The organism is Bacillus sp. FSL E2-8887 (assembly GCF_038007205.1).
Lineage (GTDB): Bacteria > Bacillota > Bacilli > Bacillales > Bacillaceae_G > Bacillus_A > Bacillus_A mycoides.
The window spans coordinates 1,158,396-1,176,832 of record NZ_JBBOWS010000001.1; the positions used below are offsets into that span (position 1 = coordinate 1,158,396).

20 protein-coding genes, 2 riboswitches and 1 other annotated feature are annotated in these 18,437 nt (G+C 35.8%); of the genes, 16 read left to right on the forward strand and 4 right to left on the reverse strand.

Translation table 11 applies throughout. The features are described 5' to 3' along the window. Positions 1 to 4 precede the first annotated feature (4 nt). The 4 genes from hisE (at position 5) to NSQ08_RS05780 (ending at position 2,709) form a co-directional block, all read left to right on the forward strand. Positions 5 to 328, forward strand: a complete 324-nt coding sequence (gene hisE, locus NSQ08_RS05765; protein ID WP_002011702.1) for a phosphoribosyl-ATP diphosphatase — start codon at positions 5 to 7, stop codon at positions 326 to 328. 12 nt (positions 329 to 340) lie between these two features. After that, positions 341 to 1,360: a histidinol phosphate phosphatase domain-containing protein gene (locus tag NSQ08_RS05770; protein WP_078175627.1), complete on the forward strand. Its 1,020-nt coding sequence runs from the start codon at positions 341 to 343 to the stop codon at positions 1,358 to 1,360. A gap of 68 nt (positions 1,361 to 1,428) precedes the next feature. Continuing rightward, positions 1,429 to 1,593, forward strand: coding sequence for a YozQ family protein (locus NSQ08_RS05775; RefSeq protein WP_002011700.1), 165 nt, complete (start codon positions 1,429 to 1,431; stop codon positions 1,591 to 1,593). A 135-nt stretch (positions 1,594 to 1,728) separates the two neighbouring features. Continuing rightward, complete coding sequence (locus tag NSQ08_RS05780; protein WP_078175629.1) at positions 1,729 to 2,709, forward strand: 2-hydroxyacid dehydrogenase family protein; 981 nt, start codon at positions 1,729 to 1,731, stop codon at positions 2,707 to 2,709. A gap of 32 nt (positions 2,710 to 2,741) precedes the next feature. On the opposite strand, the gene pssA is transcribed toward NSQ08_RS05780, so the two are convergent. Both pssA and NSQ08_RS05790 read right to left on the reverse strand, forming a co-directional pair. Next, the gene (gene pssA, locus NSQ08_RS05785) at positions 2,742 to 3,443 is read right to left on the reverse strand and encodes a CDP-diacylglycerol--serine O-phosphatidyltransferase (RefSeq protein WP_002011698.1); all 702 of its coding nucleotides are present in this window, start codon (positions 3,441 to 3,443) and stop codon (positions 2,742 to 2,744) included. A gap of 182 nt (positions 3,444 to 3,625) precedes the next feature. Then, positions 3,626 to 5,512 carry an LTA synthase family protein gene (locus NSQ08_RS05790; RefSeq protein ID WP_033708925.1) on the reverse strand — a complete coding sequence of 629 codons (1,887 nt, stop codon included), beginning with the start codon at positions 5,510 to 5,512 and terminating at the stop codon, positions 3,626 to 3,628. 253 nt (positions 5,513 to 5,765) lie between these two features. On the opposite strand from NSQ08_RS05790, the gene NSQ08_RS05795 reads away from it, so the two are divergent. The 12 genes from NSQ08_RS05795 (at position 5,766) to NSQ08_RS05850 (ending at position 16,772) form a co-directional block, all read left to right on the forward strand. Continuing rightward, positions 5,766 to 6,161: a DUF3888 domain-containing protein gene (locus tag NSQ08_RS05795; RefSeq protein ID WP_176280957.1), complete on the forward strand. Its 396-nt coding sequence runs from the start codon at positions 5,766 to 5,768 to the stop codon at positions 6,159 to 6,161. A gap of 89 nt (positions 6,162 to 6,250) precedes the next feature. Then, positions 6,251 to 6,432, forward strand: a riboswitch (Lysine riboswitch). Between the two features lie 180 nt (positions 6,433 to 6,612). Next, a complete protein-coding gene (lysA, locus tag NSQ08_RS05800) occupies positions 6,613 to 7,929 on the forward strand; it encodes a diaminopimelate decarboxylase (RefSeq protein ID WP_002126306.1) in 1,317 nt (438 codons plus the stop codon). Positions 7,930 to 8,046: 117 nt separating this feature from the next. Beyond that, positions 8,047 to 8,155: riboswitch (SAM riboswitch) on the forward strand. A 72-nt stretch (positions 8,156 to 8,227) separates the two neighbouring features. Next, positions 8,228 to 8,371, forward strand: a complete 144-nt coding sequence (locus NSQ08_RS05805; RefSeq protein ID WP_000116159.1) for a YezD family protein — start codon at positions 8,228 to 8,230, stop codon at positions 8,369 to 8,371. Between the two features lie 87 nt (positions 8,372 to 8,458). Next, complete coding sequence (locus NSQ08_RS05810; protein WP_002011694.1) at positions 8,459 to 9,163, forward strand: phosphoadenylyl-sulfate reductase; 705 nt, start codon at positions 8,459 to 8,461, stop codon at positions 9,161 to 9,163. A 39-nt stretch (positions 9,164 to 9,202) separates the two neighbouring features. Further along, the gene (gene sat, locus NSQ08_RS05815; RefSeq protein ID WP_002011693.1) at positions 9,203 to 10,339 is read left to right on the forward strand and encodes a sulfate adenylyltransferase; all 1,137 of its coding nucleotides are present in this window, start codon (positions 9,203 to 9,205) and stop codon (positions 10,337 to 10,339) included. Between the two features lie 12 nt (positions 10,340 to 10,351). Further along, positions 10,352 to 10,945: an adenylyl-sulfate kinase gene (cysC, locus tag NSQ08_RS05820; RefSeq protein WP_061675107.1), complete on the forward strand. Its 594-nt coding sequence runs from the start codon at positions 10,352 to 10,354 to the stop codon at positions 10,943 to 10,945. A gap of 11 nt (positions 10,946 to 10,956) precedes the next feature. Beyond that, on the forward strand, positions 10,957 to 12,579 hold the full coding sequence (locus NSQ08_RS05825; protein WP_098636230.1) for a nitrite/sulfite reductase: 1,623 nt from the start codon (positions 10,957 to 10,959) through the stop codon (positions 12,577 to 12,579). Positions 12,580 to 12,589: 10 nt separating this feature from the next. Next, positions 12,590 to 12,790: a DUF3906 family protein gene (locus NSQ08_RS05830; RefSeq protein ID WP_000366913.1), complete on the forward strand. Its 201-nt coding sequence runs from the start codon at positions 12,590 to 12,592 to the stop codon at positions 12,788 to 12,790. 84 nt (positions 12,791 to 12,874) lie between these two features. Beyond that, on the forward strand, positions 12,875 to 13,651 hold the full coding sequence (gene cobA / locus NSQ08_RS05835) for a uroporphyrinogen-III C-methyltransferase (RefSeq protein WP_002030683.1): 777 nt from the start codon (positions 12,875 to 12,877) through the stop codon (positions 13,649 to 13,651). Position 13,652: 1 nt separating this feature from the next. After that, complete coding sequence (locus tag NSQ08_RS05840; protein WP_002030685.1) at positions 13,653 to 14,405, forward strand: sirohydrochlorin chelatase; 753 nt, start codon at positions 13,653 to 13,655, stop codon at positions 14,403 to 14,405. Further along, positions 14,380 to 14,997, forward strand: coding sequence for an NAD(P)-binding protein (locus tag NSQ08_RS05845; protein WP_002140988.1), 618 nt, complete (start codon positions 14,380 to 14,382; stop codon positions 14,995 to 14,997). Before NSQ08_RS05840 ends, NSQ08_RS05845 begins: the two co-directional genes overlap by 26 nt. Positions 14,998 to 15,058: 61 nt before the next feature. Next, positions 15,059 to 15,305: a binding site (T-box leader), on the forward strand. Between the two features lie 111 nt (positions 15,306 to 15,416). Then, positions 15,417 to 16,772, forward strand: a complete 1,356-nt coding sequence (locus tag NSQ08_RS05850) for a sodium-dependent transporter (RefSeq protein WP_002140989.1) — start codon at positions 15,417 to 15,419, stop codon at positions 16,770 to 16,772. Between the two features lie 32 nt (positions 16,773 to 16,804). On the opposite strand, the gene NSQ08_RS05855 is transcribed toward NSQ08_RS05850, so the two are convergent. Continuing rightward, on the reverse strand, positions 16,805 to 16,969 hold the full coding sequence (locus NSQ08_RS05855; protein ID WP_003188170.1) for a hypothetical protein: 165 nt from the start codon (positions 16,967 to 16,969) through the stop codon (positions 16,805 to 16,807). A gap of 98 nt (positions 16,970 to 17,067) precedes the next feature. Further along, positions 17,068 to 18,342: a murein hydrolase activator EnvC family protein gene (locus tag NSQ08_RS05860; RefSeq protein ID WP_340772426.1), complete on the reverse strand. Its 1,275-nt coding sequence runs from the start codon at positions 18,340 to 18,342 to the stop codon at positions 17,068 to 17,070. Positions 18,343 to 18,437: the final 95 nt, after the last annotated feature.

Below are 18,437 nucleotides of genomic sequence, written 5' to 3' on the forward strand. Positions count from 1 at the left end.
ACATATGGAAGATATCCTTAAGTTATTATTTGAAACAATTGAAGAACGAAAGAAAAATCCACTCTCTGAATCATATACGAATTATTTATTTTCAAAAGGTGAAGATAAAATTTTAAAGAAAATTGGTGAGGAGTGCACCGAAGTAATTATTGCGTCTAAAAATAATGATAAAGAAGAAATAGTAAAAGAAATGGTTGATGTGTTCTATCACTGTTTTGTTCTATTAGCCGAAAAAAATATTCCATTAGAAGATGTCATGCAAGAAGTGAAAGAAAGAAATGGAAAGCTTTCGCGAGTAGGGGACAGAAGAGAAATAGATACATTATAAGGGGGAATATGGATGAAAGTGGACTATCACATTCATTTAGAAGAAGGACCATATTCAATAGGGTGGCTAGCTAAAATAAATGATGCGCTACAATATTTTGAACCGCTTAAAGAAGAAAAACATTCTATGGAATGGCTTATGAAAACACAAGAACGCCTGCAAAGACGTGTGAAGGAAGGTCCATTTACAGCGAAATGGATTGATTTATATTTAGAAGAAGCTGTGCGAAAAGGTATAAAAGAAGTTGGTATTGTCGATCATTTATATCGTTTTCATGAAGCGAAAGGATATTATGAAAAGTATGTAGATATTAGTGATTCTAAGCTTGGTCGCCTGCAAAAAGAATGGTTAGATCAAGTAAGAGTAACGTCTATTTATGATTTTACAAAGGCGATTGAAGAGGCAAAAGAGCGATGGAGTAAACGAGGGATAACGCTCAAACTTGGAATTGAAGCGGATTATTTTATCGAGGGTGAACAAGAGTTAAAAGGTTTACTAGCATTAGGAGACTTTGATTATGTAATCGGTTCGGTCCATTTTATAGATGGATGGGGATTTGATAATCCAGATACGAAAGAGTATTTTGGTACGCATGAGTTACATACTTTATATCACACGTTTTTCGCTACAGTTGAAAGTGCTGTTCGTTCCGAGCTTTTTGATATTATAGCTCACCTTGATAACATAAAAGTATTTAATTACCGGTTAGATGAGAATGAACAGCTTTCTTATTATAAGGAAATTGCTCGTGCGTTAGTGGAAACAAATACAGCAACAGAAATAAATGCGGGATTGTACTATCGATATCCTGTGCGCGAAATGTGCCCAAGTCCGCTTTATTTACAAGTATTAGCTAAGCATGGAGTTCCGATTACTCTATCCTCAGATGCCCATTATCCGAATGATTTAGGAAAGTATGTGGAAGAGAATATAAAGACATTACGCAATCATGATATTTCTCACATAGCTACATTTACGAAACGAGTAAGAACGATGAGATTGCTTGAAGAAGAAGTAATAATTTCAAAATGAAACACGATTTTTTGATGAAAATCACCCTTTTTGTTCAAAATAAGAAAGAATGAAAAGGAGGATGAAAAATGGTGAAACAACAAAATAAACAAAACGTACAAGCGGCAGATCAAGCCTATACTTCTGAAACAAATAATACTGCTAACTCAGTTATTGAGGAACAAATTAGCGATACAGTTGCAGAAGGAACAATCGATGCGAAGCTTGGGAAAGAATCGCAAGAAAAAGCGTAAAAAGAGGGGAGAGTTGCATCTCCTCTTTTTTTATGGAAAAGTGTCGATTTTCAAAACTATAATCAAATTCCTTGGTTTTTATATGTAGATTTCTTACAATGAAATATAAGAGATATCATATTTTGTATAGAAGAGGTGTTAGTAGTGGCGAAAATATTAGTAGCAGGGAAAATTCCAGAAATCGGATTAGAATTATTGAAAAATCATGATGTAGAAATGTACAATAAAGAAGAATTAATTAGTGTAGAAGAGTTAGCAGAACGTGTAAAAGATAAAGATGCACTTTTAAGCTTACTTTCTACGAAGGTATCGAAAGAGGTTATTGACGCAGCACCAAACTTAAAAATTATCGCAAATTATGGTGCTGGTTACGATAATATTGATTACACATATGCTGGAGAAAAGGGTATTGCTGTTACAAATACGCCGAAAGTATCAACTGAAGCGACAGCAGAATTAACGTTTGCACTGCTTTTAGCAGCGGCACGTAGAATTCCTGAAGGTGATACGTTATGTCGTACAACTGGATTTAACGGATGGGCACCGTTATTCTTCTTGGGCCGCGAAGTACACGGTAAGACAATCGGAATTATTGGCCTTGGAGAAATCGGGAAGGCAGTTGCAAAGCGTGCGAGAGCATTTGGAATGAATGTTTTATATACAGGACCAAATCGAAAGCCTGAAGCTGAAAGTGAACTGGAAGCGACATACGTAACGTTGGAAGAATTATTACAAACAGCGGACTTTATTACAATTAACTGTGCTTATAATCCGAAATTACATCATATGATTGATGAAGAACAGTTTAAAATGATGAAGAAAACAGCATATATTATAAATGCTTCACGTGGACCAATTATGAATGAATCAGCACTTGCTCATGCACTAAAAACGAATGAAATTGAAGGTGCAGCTCTTGACGTATTTGAATTTGAACCGAAAATTACAGCAGAGCTAAAAGGATTAAAGAATGTAGTACTTGCTCCTCACGTAGGAAATGCAACATTCGAAACACGTGATGCAATGGCTGAAATGGCAGTAAGAAATATTTTAGCTGTATTAAATGGTGAAGAACCTGTAACACCTGTAAATCAAAAAGTATTAGTTACAAAATAAAAAAGAAACCTTCCGAAATACGGAAGGTTTTTTTATTTTTCTTTATTCGCTTTTTTAGAAGGTCTTTGTCTAATAAATTGAGATAACATATACAAAATGTATAGTGGAATGGCAATGAATAAGAAAACAGAAATGTTGCCAAAACTTGTTTGGTACATTGTGATAATAATTCCAACTAAAAATAGTGTAATAATTATGCTATATCGTGGAATTGGTACATCTTTTAAACTTGGGATACGAACACGGCTCACCATTAAAAATGCGAACGTTACAAATACGGTAATGAGAACAATTTTTGGAATGGTATGTGAAAATAATGTTAAGAAAGCAACAAGCCCTCCTGCTGCAGTAATCGGAACTCCAGTGAAATATTTCATAGAAGTAGAAGATGGTGTTACATTAAATCGTGCTAAGCGATATGCTCCGAACAGAGGGAATAATCCCGCTATGTATAGTCCAATGATTCCATAGTTGGAAAAAGATGTGTAATACATTAAAACAGCAGGTGCTGCGCCAAATGTTACAACATCCGCTAGTGAATCAAGCTCTTTTCCCATTTGTGAATCAACGCGTAATAAACGAGCGACACGACCATCAAGACTATCTAACATCATCCCGATCAGTACTAAAATAGCAGCTGATTTATAATATCCTAAAGATGCATAGCCGATTGACAAAAATCCGCTATATAAATTCCCGAGCGTAAATAAGTTTGGAATAGCTGCTCTATACAAAATCTGATCCCTTGCTTTCTGTTATAAATTCTTAATTAGTGTATGAAAGTTTACTTATTTTATCATACCATAAATTTCTTTCTCATACGAAAAAAATTCCCAATTTGTGAAAGATTGTATAGAAGAGAAATTTGAAAAATAAGTAAAAAAAGGAAGCAACTTTTGTAAAGTTGCTTCCTACACTATTCAAATTTCGTTGTCATCGTTCCGGTTTTATATCGATTGTTAGGATCAAATCTTAATAAATCTCCATAAATGAGTTTGTCGGATAATTTTAATTCTGTTTTTGCTTTTTCAATATAAGGCTGACATAGTGTTAAATCAGCTTCTTCACCTGTGCTTCTTTTATAGCACATATTTTTTGTATAAACATAATCTTCCGAAACAAAACTGCCGTCCCGCATTACCATAAGAGGGTCTTTTTCTTTCGTAAATAAGTCTGTTCCAAATTCTACGGATTGATTTGTTTTAATACCAAGTAAATGAAGTAACGTTGGTTTAATATCAATTTGACCAGATACTTTAGAGATGACTTTTCCTTCTTGGCCAGGCACATGAATAATGAGAGGGACGCGTTGTAATTGCATAGAATCAAACGGTGTAATAGCGTCTTTCCCAAGGAACTGAGCCATAGCTGCATTATGGTTTTCAGAAATGCCGTAATGATCACCATAAATGACAATAACGGAATTATCATATAGTCCTTCGTCTTTCAATTGTTTAATAAATAATTTAAGAGCTTCATCCGTGTAACGAACGGTTGGGAAGTAGCGATTTAAAACACCACTTTCGGAATTAAATTCATCAACATATTGATCTTCTGGATTTAGAAGAAATGGAAAATGGTTTGTTAACGTAATAAATTTTGTATAGAACGGTTGTGGTAAAGATTTTAACTTTGGAATAGATTGCTCAAAGAACTCTTTATCTTTTAATCCCCAACCGACAGACATTTGTTCCGTTCCTACGTAATCATTTAAATTAAAGTAACGATCATATCCAAGCGCAGGATACATTACGTCACGATTCCAAAACGTTTTATCGTTTGAATGGAAGACAGCAGAAGAATATCCGTATTTCTTTAATTGTTCTGGTGTGGCAGTGTATTCATTTGTTGCATGAGTAAAGAATACAGAACCACGGTCTAACGGATAAAGGGAATTTTCAACGATAAATTCAGCATCAGAAGTTTTACCTTGTCCCGTTTGATGATAGAAGTTATCGAAATAAAAACTATCTTTAATAAACTCATTTAAAAATGGAGTAATCTCTTTTCCATTTATTTTTTTATTAATAACAAAACTTTGTGTAGATTCCATTGAAATTAAAATTACATTTTTACCCTTTGCAGCTCCAAATAAGTTTTTATCAACTTGTTTATCTTTTGAGTCTGTATAGTTTTTAATTTCAGAGAACCCGTCTCCACTTGCAAATACACGCTCAGCTGAAGACTTAGATTGAAGTGTAATATCAAATAGATGATATGTGTATAACCCTAAATTTTTCACGACAGTTTGACGATCAAATGAGCGTGAGAACATTTGTGGTTTATATATAACTGAAACAACAATTTGTAGTGCTAATAATACTGTTACACCGCTAAAGAAAGTTCGCTTCTCAGAGCGAGAAAGGGGTGTTTTATCACCAAATGATGGGAATTTACGCAAAATAAACATTAAAATAATTGCGTCTGCAAATAAAAGTAATGTTTTATACGTAAAGAGTTCTTTTATACTCGTCCCTAAGTCAGCCATATTATTTGTTTGGAATAAAACAGGGAAAGTAACAAAATCGTTATAGAACCCGTAAAACATTGCATTTCCAAATAAAATAAATGACAGTATAAAACTAATTACAATAATAATTCGGTTTCGGTACTTAGATGCCAGTAAAGCGAAACCAAAAAATAAAAGTAACGAAGCTAGTGGGTTAATAAAAAGCATAAACTCTTCAAAGAAGTTATCAATTCTAATATCAAATGCTAGCTTGTACACAATATATGTTTTTATCCATAATAAAACGACTGCAACTAGTGCAAATCGCAGTTTTGGAAACAGATTTTGTAGCATAATATACTCCTCTCCTAAAAGCATGACGGTTCTTGTGAGCCGGTTTGATTAGCGCCTCATTTTATATATACGAACAGTCCTTTGTTATTATGTTTATTATACTATGAGTATCATTATACGAAAATAAAAGAGAGTTGTGGGCTTTTTTATAATAATTGAGTAGAAAAAGGGCAGTGGGAGACAATAAAACGGAGTTTCTATGTATGATAATTATCGTGCGCAAAAAGAATCGAGTAATAAAACGGAGGTTATAATGCGAAAATTATTATATTTTATAGTATGCAGTAGTGTTATACTTTTTGCTTCACCGAGTGTATCGGTAGCACAATATGATGCACCCCTTATGGAAGATGCCCTTTATTCTGTTTTATTTCCAAAAATAAATAAGGCAATTGAAAAACAATATGGGAGCTTGAAGCCTTATCAATGTCCTAAAATTATTAGTTTAAAAAAAGTGTATAGTGGTACATATTTATTTCAAGCGAGTATTGAAGTAACGAAGTATGAACAGGTTGGTGGGAAAATTGTTCCACCATTTGAGAAGGTAACGGTTACATTTAATAACGAAGAGGGCGAATGGGAAGTGACAAAGGTTTCAGTAAAGCGCTTACCAAATGATACAAAATTAAACTGTAAAAAAACAATATAAAAAATTGTTTGACAAATAAAATGGTCCTTTGGTATTGTTAATAGCAACAATTAGATGTTTGAAAATTAAATAGACTTACCTCATCTACTCTCAAAGGTAGAGGCCGCGATAGGAAAGAGTAAGCTATGGGAGATTTAATGGAATCTGTGATCATAGGTTGAAAGGGACTATTGCCGAAATATAAGAATAACCATCTTATTCATATATTGGGACTGCATTGAATAAATGTAGTACTGTCATAAGATTTATTTTATGAAGAGCTATTTGGAGATGTTGATGCGGTTTCTTATTTTGAGGAGATAACAACTCGTTTATTTTTTCAATATATATTTTTCCTAATAAGAAACGCGTGTGAACATTGTTCCGCGCGTTTTTTGTCTATCTAAAAGCGTGCTGCAATGAATAGAAGATTGGGGTTATGAGTTTTAGAGGAAATAAGGGAGGAATTCAAATGTATTTACACGGCACAAGCCGAATCAATGGGCAAGGACACTTAGAAATTGGTGGGTGCGATACGACGCAGCTAGCAAAACAATACGGAACACCACTTTATGTATACGATGAAGAGTCTATTCGAGGAAAGTGCCGCGCGTTTCATCGTGCTTTTAAAGAAAGTGGTTTCTCTTATCAAGTAGCATATGCAAGCAAGGCGTTCTTGTGCATGGAGATGTGCCGAGTAGCTCGTGAAGAGAATATGTCTTTAGATGTTGTTTCTGGAGGAGAATTATATACTGCGCTCCAAGCTGGTTTTCCGGCATCGCGTATTCATTTTCACGGAAATAATAAAACAGAAGAAGAAATGATTATGGCTCTTCAGGCGAATATCGGTTGTTTTGTAGTAGATAATTTCTTAGAATTAGAAATTTTACATGATTTAGCAATGCAACATGGGAAATTTGTGAACATATTAATCCGTGTAACGCCTGGAGTAGAGGCACATACACACGAATATATAACAACAGGTCAAGAGGATTCGAAATTTGGATTTGGTGTTTCAAATGGTCAAGCGATGCAAGCAATTGAGCTTGCCTTGCAAAAATCAAATTATAATGTGCTAGGAATTCACTCGCACATCGGATCACAAATATTTGAAACGGCTGGATTTGTTCGAGCAATTGAAGTACTCCGCCAATTTTTAGAAGAAGTGAGAGAGCGAACACATTATGTGATGAAAGTATTAAATGTGGGCGGAGGTTTCGGTATACGTTATACGGATTCAGATACACCGTTAACACTTGAAACGTATGTGCATGCTGTAACAAGTACGATAAGAGAACAATTTACATTATGTGAATATCCGCTTCCAGAAATATGGATTGAACCAGGTCGTAGTATTGTAGGTGATGCTGGAACAACACTTTATACAGTCGGAGCGGTGAAAGAGATTCCTGGCATTCGGAAATATGTTTCAGTCGATGGTGGAATGACAGATAATTTAAGACCAGCGCTATACGGAGCCCGTTATGAGGCGATGTTGGCGAATCGAGGGAATGATGAGAATGAGGAACTCGTTTCGATTGCTGGGAAATGCTGTGAAAGTGGAGATATGCTGATTTGGGATATTAACTTACCGCAAGTTGCTTCTTCTGATTTACTAGCAATTTCTTGTACGGGGGCATATGGGTACTCGATGGCGAATAATTATAATCGTATTCGTAGACCAGCTGTCGTCTTTGCAAAAGGCGGGACGTCACAAATTGTCGTAGAACGTGAAACATATGAAAATATCATTGGGAACGATCGCATACGTATTAAAGAGCTGGTGTGAATGAGAAAGAAGGAGTTGTCTAGTAAAGGCAACTCCTTTTAAAAAAAGAAAAATAATTAAATATATCGGAAAACTAGGATTGAAAAAAATCAGAATTGTGATAAAATACAAATACAAAGCTTATCAAGAGAAGCTGAGGGAACTGGCCCTACGAAGCTCGGCAACCTGCTTATAGAAAGCAAGGTGCTAAATCCAGCAAAATGGAATCCATTTTGAAAGATAAGGTAAAATATATTACCGAACAGTCTTTTCGAAATGGGAAAGATTTTTTTTATGAATAAAAAGGGGGGCTGTTTGCGTGAGCGTACGGGAGCATTTTGATGAAGTATCTGAGAAAATTCAAGCGATGCTTGCTGATATGAAATATGGTTCCATTACAATTGTTGTGCAAGATGGAAAAGTGATTCAATTAGAAAAAAGTGAAAAGGTTCGTTTAAAGTAAAAAGCGCTGACTAGAAAAACTAGAGGCGGTTTTAATCTATTTTTAATAGGTTAAAGCCGTCTTTTTGCTTTTACAGGGGGAAAAAACATGTTGACGTACGAAACGTGGAAAGAAAATAGTGTTTCATTTTCTGAAGAAGATGAAACGAAAGGCGCGCTATCAGTATTAAGTTGGGCTTATAACGAATATAAAGATGAAATTGTATATGCATGTAGCTTTGGGGTGGAGGGAATGGTTTTATTGCATCTTATAAACCAAGTAAATCCATCTGCTAAAGTTGTATTTTTGGATACAAATGTTCATTTTCAAGAAACGTACGAATTAATTAAGAAGGTACGCGAGAGATTTCCTTCATTAAATATTATAGAAAAACAGCCAGAACTTACACTCGATGAACAAGCGAAGCTTCATGGAGAGAAGTTATGGGAAAGTAATCCGAATCTTTGCTGTAGTATTAGAAAAATTTTACCGTTAGAAAAATCATTAGCAGCGGAAAAAGCGTGGATATCAGGCTTAAGAAGGGAACAATCAGAAACGCGTAAGCATACACAGTTTATAAATCAAGATCGTCGTTTTCAATCTATTAAAGTTTGTCCGCTCATTCATTGGACTTGGAAAGAAGTTTGGCGATATGTATATAAACATAGTTTGCCGTATAACCCATTGCATGATGTTGGCTATCCGAGTATTGGGTGTGAGAAATGTACATTACCTGTAGGTGATGGTGGCAACTCAAGAGATGGAAGATGGGCTGGGAAAATGAAGACGGAATGTGGCCTTCACTTTCAATGAGATAGATTTTGAAATAAAGCTAAGAAGGGATATAAGAAGATGAGTACAACAAATGAATTAGTAAACCGCATTGATGAAACATATGAAATATCGAACATTGTAAAGGAAATCGAGATAGACAAAATTGCACTTAGTGATTTAGAACTTTTGGCGACAGGAGGATATAGCCCTCTTACAGGATTTTTAGGGAAGAGAGATTATGATTCAGTAGTAGAAACGCTTCGTTTAGCAAATGGTAGCGTATGGAGTATACCGATTACACTACCGGTAACAGAAGAAGTAGCCGAGAAACTGCAGGCTGGAGAGGAAGTAAAACTTGTCAACGCCGGAAATGTATATGGTGTTATTCAAATAGAAGATATTTTTGTACCAGATAAAGAAAAAGAAGCGTTACTTGTATATAAAACGACGGATGAAGCACATCCAGGTGTGAAAAAATTATATGAACGACCAAACGTTTACGTTGGAGGAGCTATTATTCTTACAAAACGCTTTGGAAATAATCCGTTTCCTTCTTATCATTTAGATCCAATTGAAACGAGAGAAGAATTTAAAAAACGCGGTTGGAAAACAGTAGTTGGATTTCAAACGAGAAACCCAGTACATCGTGCCCATGAGTATATTCAAAAATCTGCCCTTGAAATTGTAGATGGTCTCTTTTTAAATCCGCTCGTTGGGGAAACGAAGTCAGATGATATTCCTGCTGATGTAAGGATGGAAAGCTATGAAGTATTACTTCAAAACTATTATCCGAAAGATCGTGTCTTTTTAGGTGTATTTCCTGCAGCAATGCGTTACGCAGGACCAAGGGAAGCGATATTTCATGCACTAGTAAGAAAGAATTTTGGTTGTACCCACTTTATTGTAGGGCGTGATCATGCTGGGGTAGGGGACTATTACGGAACATATGAAGCGCAGGAAATCTTTACGAATTTTACAGTAGAAGAGTTAGGGATTACGCCGTTATTTTTTGAACATAGTTTTTACTGCACGAAATGTGAAGCAATGGCTTCAACGAAAACATGTCCGCATGGAAAAGAAGACCGTGTCATTTTATCGGGTACGAAAGTAAGAGAAATGTTAAGGAATGGTGAGATTCCGCCAAGTACATTTAGTCGTAAAGAAGTAGTGGAAGTGCTAATTAAAGGTTTGAAAAAAGAAGTAGTAACAGAATAGGGAGAGAATGAGATGGATACGAATATTACTTGGCATACAGCTTCTGTTTCAAAAGATGAGAGAAGAGTGAAGAATGGGCATCACAGTTTTGTAGTTTGGTTTACTGGTTTATCAGCTTCGGGCAAATCTACAGTAGCGAATGCGGTTGCTCGTAAACTATTTGAAAAGAATATAGGAAATTATGTGCTAGATGGGGATAACATTCGGCACGGTTTAAATAAAGACTTAGGTTTTTCTGAAAGTGATCGTATAGAAAATATAAGACGTATTGGCGAAGTGGCGAAGCTATTTGTAGATCAAGGTACTGTTGTCCTTACAGCGTTTATTTCACCATTTCAAGTAGATCGAAAACAAGTTAGGGATTTATTAGCGGCAGATGAGTTTATAGAAGTGTTTGTAAAATGTCCAATTGAAGAGTGTGAAAAACGTGATCCAAAAGGGTTATACAAAAAAGCGAGACAAGGTGATATTAAAGAGTTTACTGGTGTTGATTCACCGTATGAGGAACCAAAACAAGCAGAATTAATTGTAGAAACGCACAAGTATTCTATTGAAGAATGTGCAGAACAAATCGTGAAATACTTACAAGAGCGTAGTTTTATATAGGGGGATTAAAAATGACTTATGAAAAAGTATGGGCAAATAATGAAAAATTGAATCCGTCCGAGAAAAAGAAATTAGAAAAAGATGGATTAGAAATCTTTAATGATATTCCTTACTATGCGGAGAATGGATTTGAATCTATTCCGAAAGAAGAGTGGGACGCTTTTAAATGGGCAGGATTGTATTTGCAAAGACCAAAAGAAGCGGGCTATTTTATGATGCGTGTCAACATTCCTTCTGGAATTATTACAAATGCGCAGGCAGAGGTGCTGGCTTCCATCGCTGAAGATTATGGGCGTGATGTGTTAGATATTACGACAAGACAGGCGATTCAGTTTCATTGGTTAGAAATTGGGCAAATTCCGGATATTTTTAAGAGGTTAGCTAGAGTTGGTTTATCTTCAGCGGGGGCATGCGGTGATATTACGCGTAATATCACAGGAAATCCACTTGCTGGAATTGATGCGAATGAACTATTTGATACAACATCGATTGTTAAAGAAATATACGATTACTTCCAACATAATGAAGAGTTTTCTAATCTACCACGTAAATTCAAAATGTCTATTAGTTCTAACATTTATAATTCAGCAAATGCAGAGATTAACTGTGTGGCGTTTACACCTGCTACGAAAGAAATAAATGGTGAGGAAAAGGTTGGGTTTCATATAAAAATAGGTGGAGGATTATCAGCTCGTCCATACTTAGCGGAAGAATTAGATGTATTCGTTTTACCAGAAGAAGTGAAGGCAGTGTCGATTGCAATTGCTACTATATTCCGTGATTTTGGATATCGTGAAAAACGCCACTTAGCACGTTTGAAATTTCTTGTCGCTGACTGGGGCGCTGAGAAATTTAAAGAGAAACTAGTAGAATACACAGGCCCATTGCAAAGTAAAGGGGAAAGTGCTCTCAAAGGCTGGAATGCAGGATACTTTTATGGCGTTCAAGATCAAAAACAAGCAGGATTAAAGTATGTCGGCTTTAATGTACCAGTAGGGCGTTTACACGCAAAGGAAATGTTTGAGATTGCAAGAATTGCAAAGCAATATGGAAACGGGCAAATTCGAACTTGTAACTCACAAAACTTCATTATTCCGAATGTTCTGCCAGAAAATGTTGCAGGATTATTAAGTGAACCGTTGTTTGAAGCAATTTCAGCAAATCCGAAATCGTTTATCGGTCATGCGGTTTCATGTACTGGCATTGAGTATTGCAATCTTGCGTTAGTAGAAACGAAAGAAAGATTACGTAAAATCGCAGAGTACTTAGATACACAAATTGCACTCGATGTTCCAGTTCGAATTCATATGGTAGGATGCCCGAACTCATGTGGTCAACGTCAAATTGCTGATATTGGTTTGCAAGGGATAAAACTGAAAACGAAGGAAAAGGGAATCGTTGAGGCGTTTGAAATATATGTGGGCGGAACACTATTAGACGGAGGAGCATATAACGAAAAGTTAAAAGGGAAAATAGATGGAGAAGATTTGCCGGATGTTCTCGTGTCCTTTTTAAGTTATTTCCAAAAGAATAAATTACTAGCCGAAACGTTTTATGATTTCGTAGGACGTGTTGGAGTGGAAGAATTACAAATTGTACTAAATCGTGTATTAGAAGAAGTAATAGCATCTTAGGAGGGGCAATATGGACTTATATCGATTTGAAGCTGTATTAGTAAATAGTATTGTTCCAATTGTTGTCGTTGCTCAGAGTGAAGAACAGGCATTTAAGCTTGCGGAAATTGAGCTTGAAAAACATTTTTTACCGTTACCAGAAGTGAAAGAGATTTCTTTGTTTGAAAAAAAGAAGATTCGAAAAGGGGCGGCATTTGTTATTCATGAGTAGAGAACATGTAATACGAAATAATAGTAACTTCCATTCGTGATTAAGAGTGGAAGTTTCATTTTATAGTAGAAATGAGGAGAGATTATGGGGAAGGTTTATATCGTCGGGGCGGGTCCTGGTGATCCGGATTTAATTACTGTTAAAGGGTTGAGATGCATCGAGAAGGCTGATGTTATATTGTACGACCGTCTCGTAAATAAAGAATTGCTTTCTCATGCAAAGCCTGAAGCGGATTTAATTTATTGCGGGAAACTCCCAAATTATCACACGATGAAGCAAGAGACAATTAACACATTTCTTATTAAATATGCGAAAAAAGGAAAAGTTGTAACGAGACTTAAGGGCGGAGATCCATTTGTATTTGGAAGAGGTGGAGAAGAAGCTGAAGCGTTAGCGAAGCAAAGTATCCCATTTGAAATTATTCCTGGTATTTCAGCTGGTATAGCTGCTCCTGCTTATGCTGGAATTCCAGTAACGCATCGCGATGCAAGTGCAAGTTTTGCTGTTGTGACAGGGCACCGGAAAGAAGGGGCTGAAGAGGAAGTGAAGTGGGAAAGTTTAGCGAAAGGTGTAGATACATTAGCGGTCTATATGGGGGTTAGTAATTTACCTTACATATGTGAACAACTAATAAAACATGGAAAAGATCAAAGTACACCTGCCGCTATCATTGAGTGGGGAACGACATCTATGCAACGTACTGTTACAGCGACGTTAGGAACAATTGTAGATGTTGCCAAAAAAGAACGAATTCAGAATCCGAGTATGATTGTTATTGGAGAAGTTGTCCGTTTTAGAGAAAAGATACATTGGTTTGAGAAACAAACGGAAAATGCATATCAAGTAAGCGGAGTATTGTAAAATGAAGGCTGTTATATATATATGTCATGGAAGCCGTTTGAAAGCAGCAAAAGAAGAAGCGGTTGCATTTATTACGTCATGTATGAACCGTGTAGAGGCAAATATTCAAGAAATTTGTTTTTTAGAGCTAGCGAATCCTTCTATTGAAGAAGGATTTCGTACATGTGTGAAGCGTGGTGCTACAGAGATTGTCGCTATTCCTGTTTTTTTATTAGCGGCAGGACATGTAAAGAAAGATATTCCGTTTGAATTACGAAAGTTAAACGAGGAATATCCGGATATCAAAATAGTGTATGGTAATCCATTTGGTGTATCAGAAGTGCTTGTAAAAGCGGTATATAACGGAAGTGGTATTAAAGACTATAAAGAAGAAGTAACACTTTTGCTCGTTGCAAGAGGGAGTAGTGATCCGGAAACTTTACAAGACATAAAGTGGATTTCTTCTTTATTTCAAAAAGAAGAGAACATTAAAGAGGTGGAAGTTTGTTATTTAGCAGCCGCGGAGCCGAAGTTTGATGAGAGGTTGAAAGAAATTGTAGAACAAAAAGAACGGAACATTGTTGTGTTACCTTACTTATTATTTACAGGCTTACTCATGAAACATGTTGAGAAAGAAGTGCGTCAATATGAGTCGGAAGAGATAAAAATAAGTCCCTATTTAGGAAAGAATGTAGCGTTTCGAGAGATGTTAATTCAGAAAACAGAGGAAATATTGAAGGGAGATCAATATGTATCCACTTACAGTGCGAGTTGATAAGAAACGTGTTGTTGTCATTGGTGGAGGGAAAGTAGCGGGGTTTAAAATTATTCCTTTACTAAAACAAGGTGCGGATATTGTTGTAGTAAGTACAGAATTAGATGCAAATTTAGTGAAACTTGTAGAAGAAAAGCAAATTCGTTGGTATCAAAGAGAGTATGAGAAAAGTGATATTAAAGATGCTTTTTTAGTAGTTGCAGCGACTAGTAATTCGGTACTAAATGAACAAATTGCTGAAGATGCCGCAGTGAATCAATTGGTAAATGTTATTACGAATCCGGAAAGTGGAAATGTTCATTTTCCGGCGGCAATTCATCGTGGATTGCTTAATGTAGCTGTTTCTACTGGAGGGGCAAGTCCGAAACTTGCAAAAAAAATTCGTGATGATATCGCAAATAAATATGATGAGAAGTATGAATCGTATCTTGATTTTTTATATGAAGTTAGACTAAAAGTGAAAGAATTACAAGTAGAGAAAAGGCAAAAAAATATATTGTTACAAGAAGTATTAAAGTCGATATATGTTCAAAGTGAACAAAAAAGAGAGCTTTTTTTACAAGAATTAGAGAGGGGAATTTATATAGGATAGTGAGCGAATTGTGCTTTACAAATATAAAAATATAATTTATAATCACAAGTAACTTCAAAAGATGAAATCGATGAGCAAGAAGAGTACGTATATTTGATGCGTTCAGAGAGCTGGGGTAAGGTGTGAGCCCGGTACGATAAAATATACAGAATGGGCTTGCGAGAGGTATGCTGAACATTGCAGTAGGCAACCCGGGTTCCGCCGTTAAAAGGATAGGGTATCGGAATTTTCCTGTACCTGAACAAGTGGGATTTATTGATCCAATTGAGGTGGTACCACGGTATTCTATTACATATATCGTCCTCTACATGCATATTTGCGTGTAGGGGACTTTTTTATTTTCTAAAGGAGGTGTGCGAGTATGAAATGAAAGTGTATAATTGATAAAAGTTATAATATTCAGAAAAGGAGAATTTATGATGAAAGAAACACAGCAATGGACGTCGAAAATTGGCTTTGTACTCGCAGCAGCCGGAGCCGCAGTAGGTCTTGGTGCAATATGGAAGTTTCCATATGTTGCAGGTAATGGTGGGGGAGGCGCATTCTTCCTTGTATTCTTACTATTAACTTTATTTATTGGTATGCCTCTTCTTTTAGCTGAATTTGTTATTGGCCGTAGTACTCAAAAAGAGGCCGTTACAGCTTATAAAGTATTAGTACCGAATAGCAAGTTATATCCTTGGATTGGTCGTATGGGGGTTGTTACTTGTTTTAGCGTACTATCTTTTTATAGTGTTGTAGGTGGATGGATTTTACTTTATTTATACTATAGTGTCACAGGTAGTTTCTGGAACGGAGTAGTCGATTATGGACAATTGTTTGCTGAAACAATTTCAAATCCAGTAAGTGCGATTGGGGCGCAATTCATCTTTATGCTTTGTACCATTTTTGTTGTTAGTAAAGGTGTGGAAAAAGGCATAGAAAAAGCAAGTAAGTACATGATGCCGTTATTATTCATTTTATTTATTGCTATCATTATTCGTGCGTTAACACTTGATGGTGCTATGGCTGGGGTAGAGTTCTTCTTAAAACCAGATTTTTCAAAGCTTACAGCAGATACGATTTTATATGCGATGGGACAATCTTTCTTCTCACTAACGGTAGGTGCCTCGGTAATGGTAACGTATAGTTCGTATTTAAAGAAAGAAGAGCATTTAGCTAAATCAGCAACATCTATTGTAAGTTTAACTGTATTTATTACAGTACTTGCAGGATTAGCGATTTTCCCAGCGATTTTCGCATTAGGAGTTAAACCGACAGAAGGACCAGGGCTACTGTTTATCGTTCTTCCTGCTGTCTTTGCAAAAATTCCATTTGGACAATTTTTCTTCATTATGTTTTTAGTTTTATTCTTCTTTGCGACTTTAACATCTGCGATTTCAATGCTTGAAATTGTAGTAGCATCTGTTGCGAAAGATAATGAGAAGAAGCGTCCGTCAGCTTCTTTATTAATTGGTATTCTTATTTTTGCAGTTGGTATTCCATCAGCGTTATCGTTTGGAATTATGAGTGATGTAAAAATATTTGGTAAGACATTCTTTGATTTCGTCGATTTTTCGGTAAGTAATGTATTACTGCCACTCGGAGTGCTAGCCATTTCGCTATTCGTACCAAATAAAATGAGTAAAGAGTTATTAATGAAAGAATTAGAAGTTACGGAAACGAAAGGGAAAACATTATTTAACATTTGGTTCTTCTTACTTCGTTATGTTATTCCGGTAACTGTAATTATCGTATTTTTAAATGCGATAGGCGTATTTAAAATGTTTGCATAATAAAAAGACGGAGATGTGGATTCTCCGTCTTTTTATTGTGTTGTAGAAGTATTTAATAAGCGATTATATGCTTTATAAGCTGTGACAACTGCGATAAATGATCCAATTAAAAATAACGCTGAGCCGCCGAATGTAAATAGCCGGCCAATGTATGTTTCTCTAGCTTCTTCTATTTCTTCTTGTAATTGTGTATTCATATTTATCACCCCGCAAAATATAGGCATTTAGTTGTAGTTTATGTAAAACGCCTAAAAAGTGTGAAGTAGTAAAAAAAACTCGGTATGCACCGAGTTTTTTATAATCCGATATAAGGAGACGGATCAACTGCGTTTGTCTTACCAACATTCCATTCCCCAAGGTGAAGTTCGAAGTGTAAATGTTGTCCGTATGATTGGCCAGTGTTCCCCATAAAGCCAAGTTGAGTGCCTTGTTTTACAGTTTGTCCATTAGATACAGAACGGCTACTCATATGTGCATATACAGTTGTATATGTTTTTCCGTTTATACGGTGAGATAAGTATACAACATTTCCGTAACTAGATGATAATTCTGAACGGATAACGACGCCATCTGCAGCGGCAATAATTGGCACTGTTCCTGAAGCTGCGATATCGATTCCTTTATGGTTATCTAAAGAACGTGTACCAAATCCTGAAGTTTTCGATCCAGCGGCAGGTTTAATAAATCCACCTTTGTTCGTATCTTGCGGTGTTGGTGCGGATTGTGTGCTTTCTTTAGCAGAAGCGGCGGCTTGTTTTTTTGCTTCCTCAGCCTTACGTGCCTCTTCAGCTTTACGCGCTTCTTCTGCACGTTTTTCTTCTTCAATTGCTTTTTGAACAGCTTGACGCTGGTTTTCTAAAATGCCTTTTGATTCTTCTAACCCTTCAATCTCTGAATCTACTTTTGCTACTTTCGTATGTAGATCGTTAATAAAAGTTTGTTGCTGTTGTTGGTTACTTTGTAATTCTTGCTGTTTTTGTTCTAATTTTTGCTCAGATGCTTTCAGTTGTTGCTCTTTTTTCTCAACAGCCTCTTTTTCTGTCGTCACAGCATTTTGATCGCTTGTTTGTTTTTTCACAATATCTGTATCGTTATTTAAAATTAAACTTACAGAATACATATTATCAACAAGATCGGCAATATTTGCAGAACTTGTTATTACTTCTGTAATGATACTCGTACGAGGCTTTTCTTGCATAGATTGTAGTCGTTGTTTAATAACTTCCTGCCGTGTATCTATGTTCGTTTGTAATTGCTCTATATGTTTCTTTTTTTCAGTAATAACTTGCTGTGTGTTGCTAATTTCTTTTTTTGTATCGTTTAATTCAGCTTCGTTTTTATTAATAGAAGTAGTTAATTCGTCGATTTTCTTTTGTAATTCCTGGATTTCTTTTTCTATTTGTTCTTTCTCAGCTGATTTATTTTGTAAGTCATTTTGTTTGCCTTCTAATTCGGATTGAATATTAGATAATTTATTCTCATTCGTTTCAGCGTATACGGGTGAAAGTAACGGGGAAACGAAAATCGTTCCAGCTGCTAAAACACTAAATGCTGCAAATTTCTTTTTCATGGTTGTCTTGCTCCTTTCCCTATGAATGTTATATATCATAAGAAGAAGAGTGTCTATCGTTGTAATCATAATGTAAAGAAAATTTTATAATTTTG

Bases quoted from the DNA above. Each gene is read 5' to 3' on its own strand.
- hisE (WP_002011702.1), top strand. From the start codon at position 5: ATGGAAGATATCCTTAAGTTATTATTTGAAACAATTGAAGAACGAAAG.
- NSQ08_RS05770 (WP_078175627.1), top strand. From the start codon at position 341: ATGAAAGTGGACTATCACATTCATTTAGAAGAAGGACCATATTCAATA.
- NSQ08_RS05775 (WP_002011700.1), top strand. From the start codon at position 1,429: ATGGTGAAACAACAAAATAAACAAAACGTACAAGCGGCAGATCAAGCC.
- NSQ08_RS05790 (WP_033708925.1), bottom strand. From the start codon at position 5,512: ATGCTACAAAATCTGTTTCCAAAACTGCGATTTGCACTAGTTGCAGTC.
- NSQ08_RS05795 (WP_176280957.1), top strand. From the start codon at position 5,766: ATGCGAAAATTATTATATTTTATAGTATGCAGTAGTGTTATACTTTTT.
- lysA (WP_002126306.1), top strand. From the start codon at position 6,613: ATGTATTTACACGGCACAAGCCGAATCAATGGGCAAGGACACTTAGAA.
- NSQ08_RS05810 (WP_002011694.1), top strand. From the start codon at position 8,459: ATGTTGACGTACGAAACGTGGAAAGAAAATAGTGTTTCATTTTCTGAA.
- sat (WP_002011693.1), top strand. From the start codon at position 9,203: ATGAGTACAACAAATGAATTAGTAAACCGCATTGATGAAACATATGAA.
- cysC (WP_061675107.1), top strand. From the start codon at position 10,352: ATGGATACGAATATTACTTGGCATACAGCTTCTGTTTCAAAAGATGAG.
- NSQ08_RS05825 (WP_098636230.1), top strand. From the start codon at position 10,957: ATGACTTATGAAAAAGTATGGGCAAATAATGAAAAATTGAATCCGTCC.
- NSQ08_RS05830 (WP_000366913.1), top strand. From the start codon at position 12,590: ATGGACTTATATCGATTTGAAGCTGTATTAGTAAATAGTATTGTTCCA.
- cobA (WP_002030683.1), top strand. From the start codon at position 12,875: ATGGGGAAGGTTTATATCGTCGGGGCGGGTCCTGGTGATCCGGATTTA.
- NSQ08_RS05840 (WP_002030685.1), top strand. From the start codon at position 13,653: ATGAAGGCTGTTATATATATATGTCATGGAAGCCGTTTGAAAGCAGCA.
- NSQ08_RS05845 (WP_002140988.1), top strand. From the start codon at position 14,380: ATGTATCCACTTACAGTGCGAGTTGATAAGAAACGTGTTGTTGTCATT.
- NSQ08_RS05850 (WP_002140989.1), top strand. From the start codon at position 15,417: ATGAAAGAAACACAGCAATGGACGTCGAAAATTGGCTTTGTACTCGCA.
- NSQ08_RS05855 (WP_003188170.1), bottom strand. From the start codon at position 16,969: ATGAATACACAATTACAAGAAGAAATAGAAGAAGCTAGAGAAACATAC.
- NSQ08_RS05860 (WP_340772426.1), bottom strand. From the start codon at position 18,342: ATGAAAAAGAAATTTGCAGCATTTAGTGTTTTAGCAGCTGGAACGATT.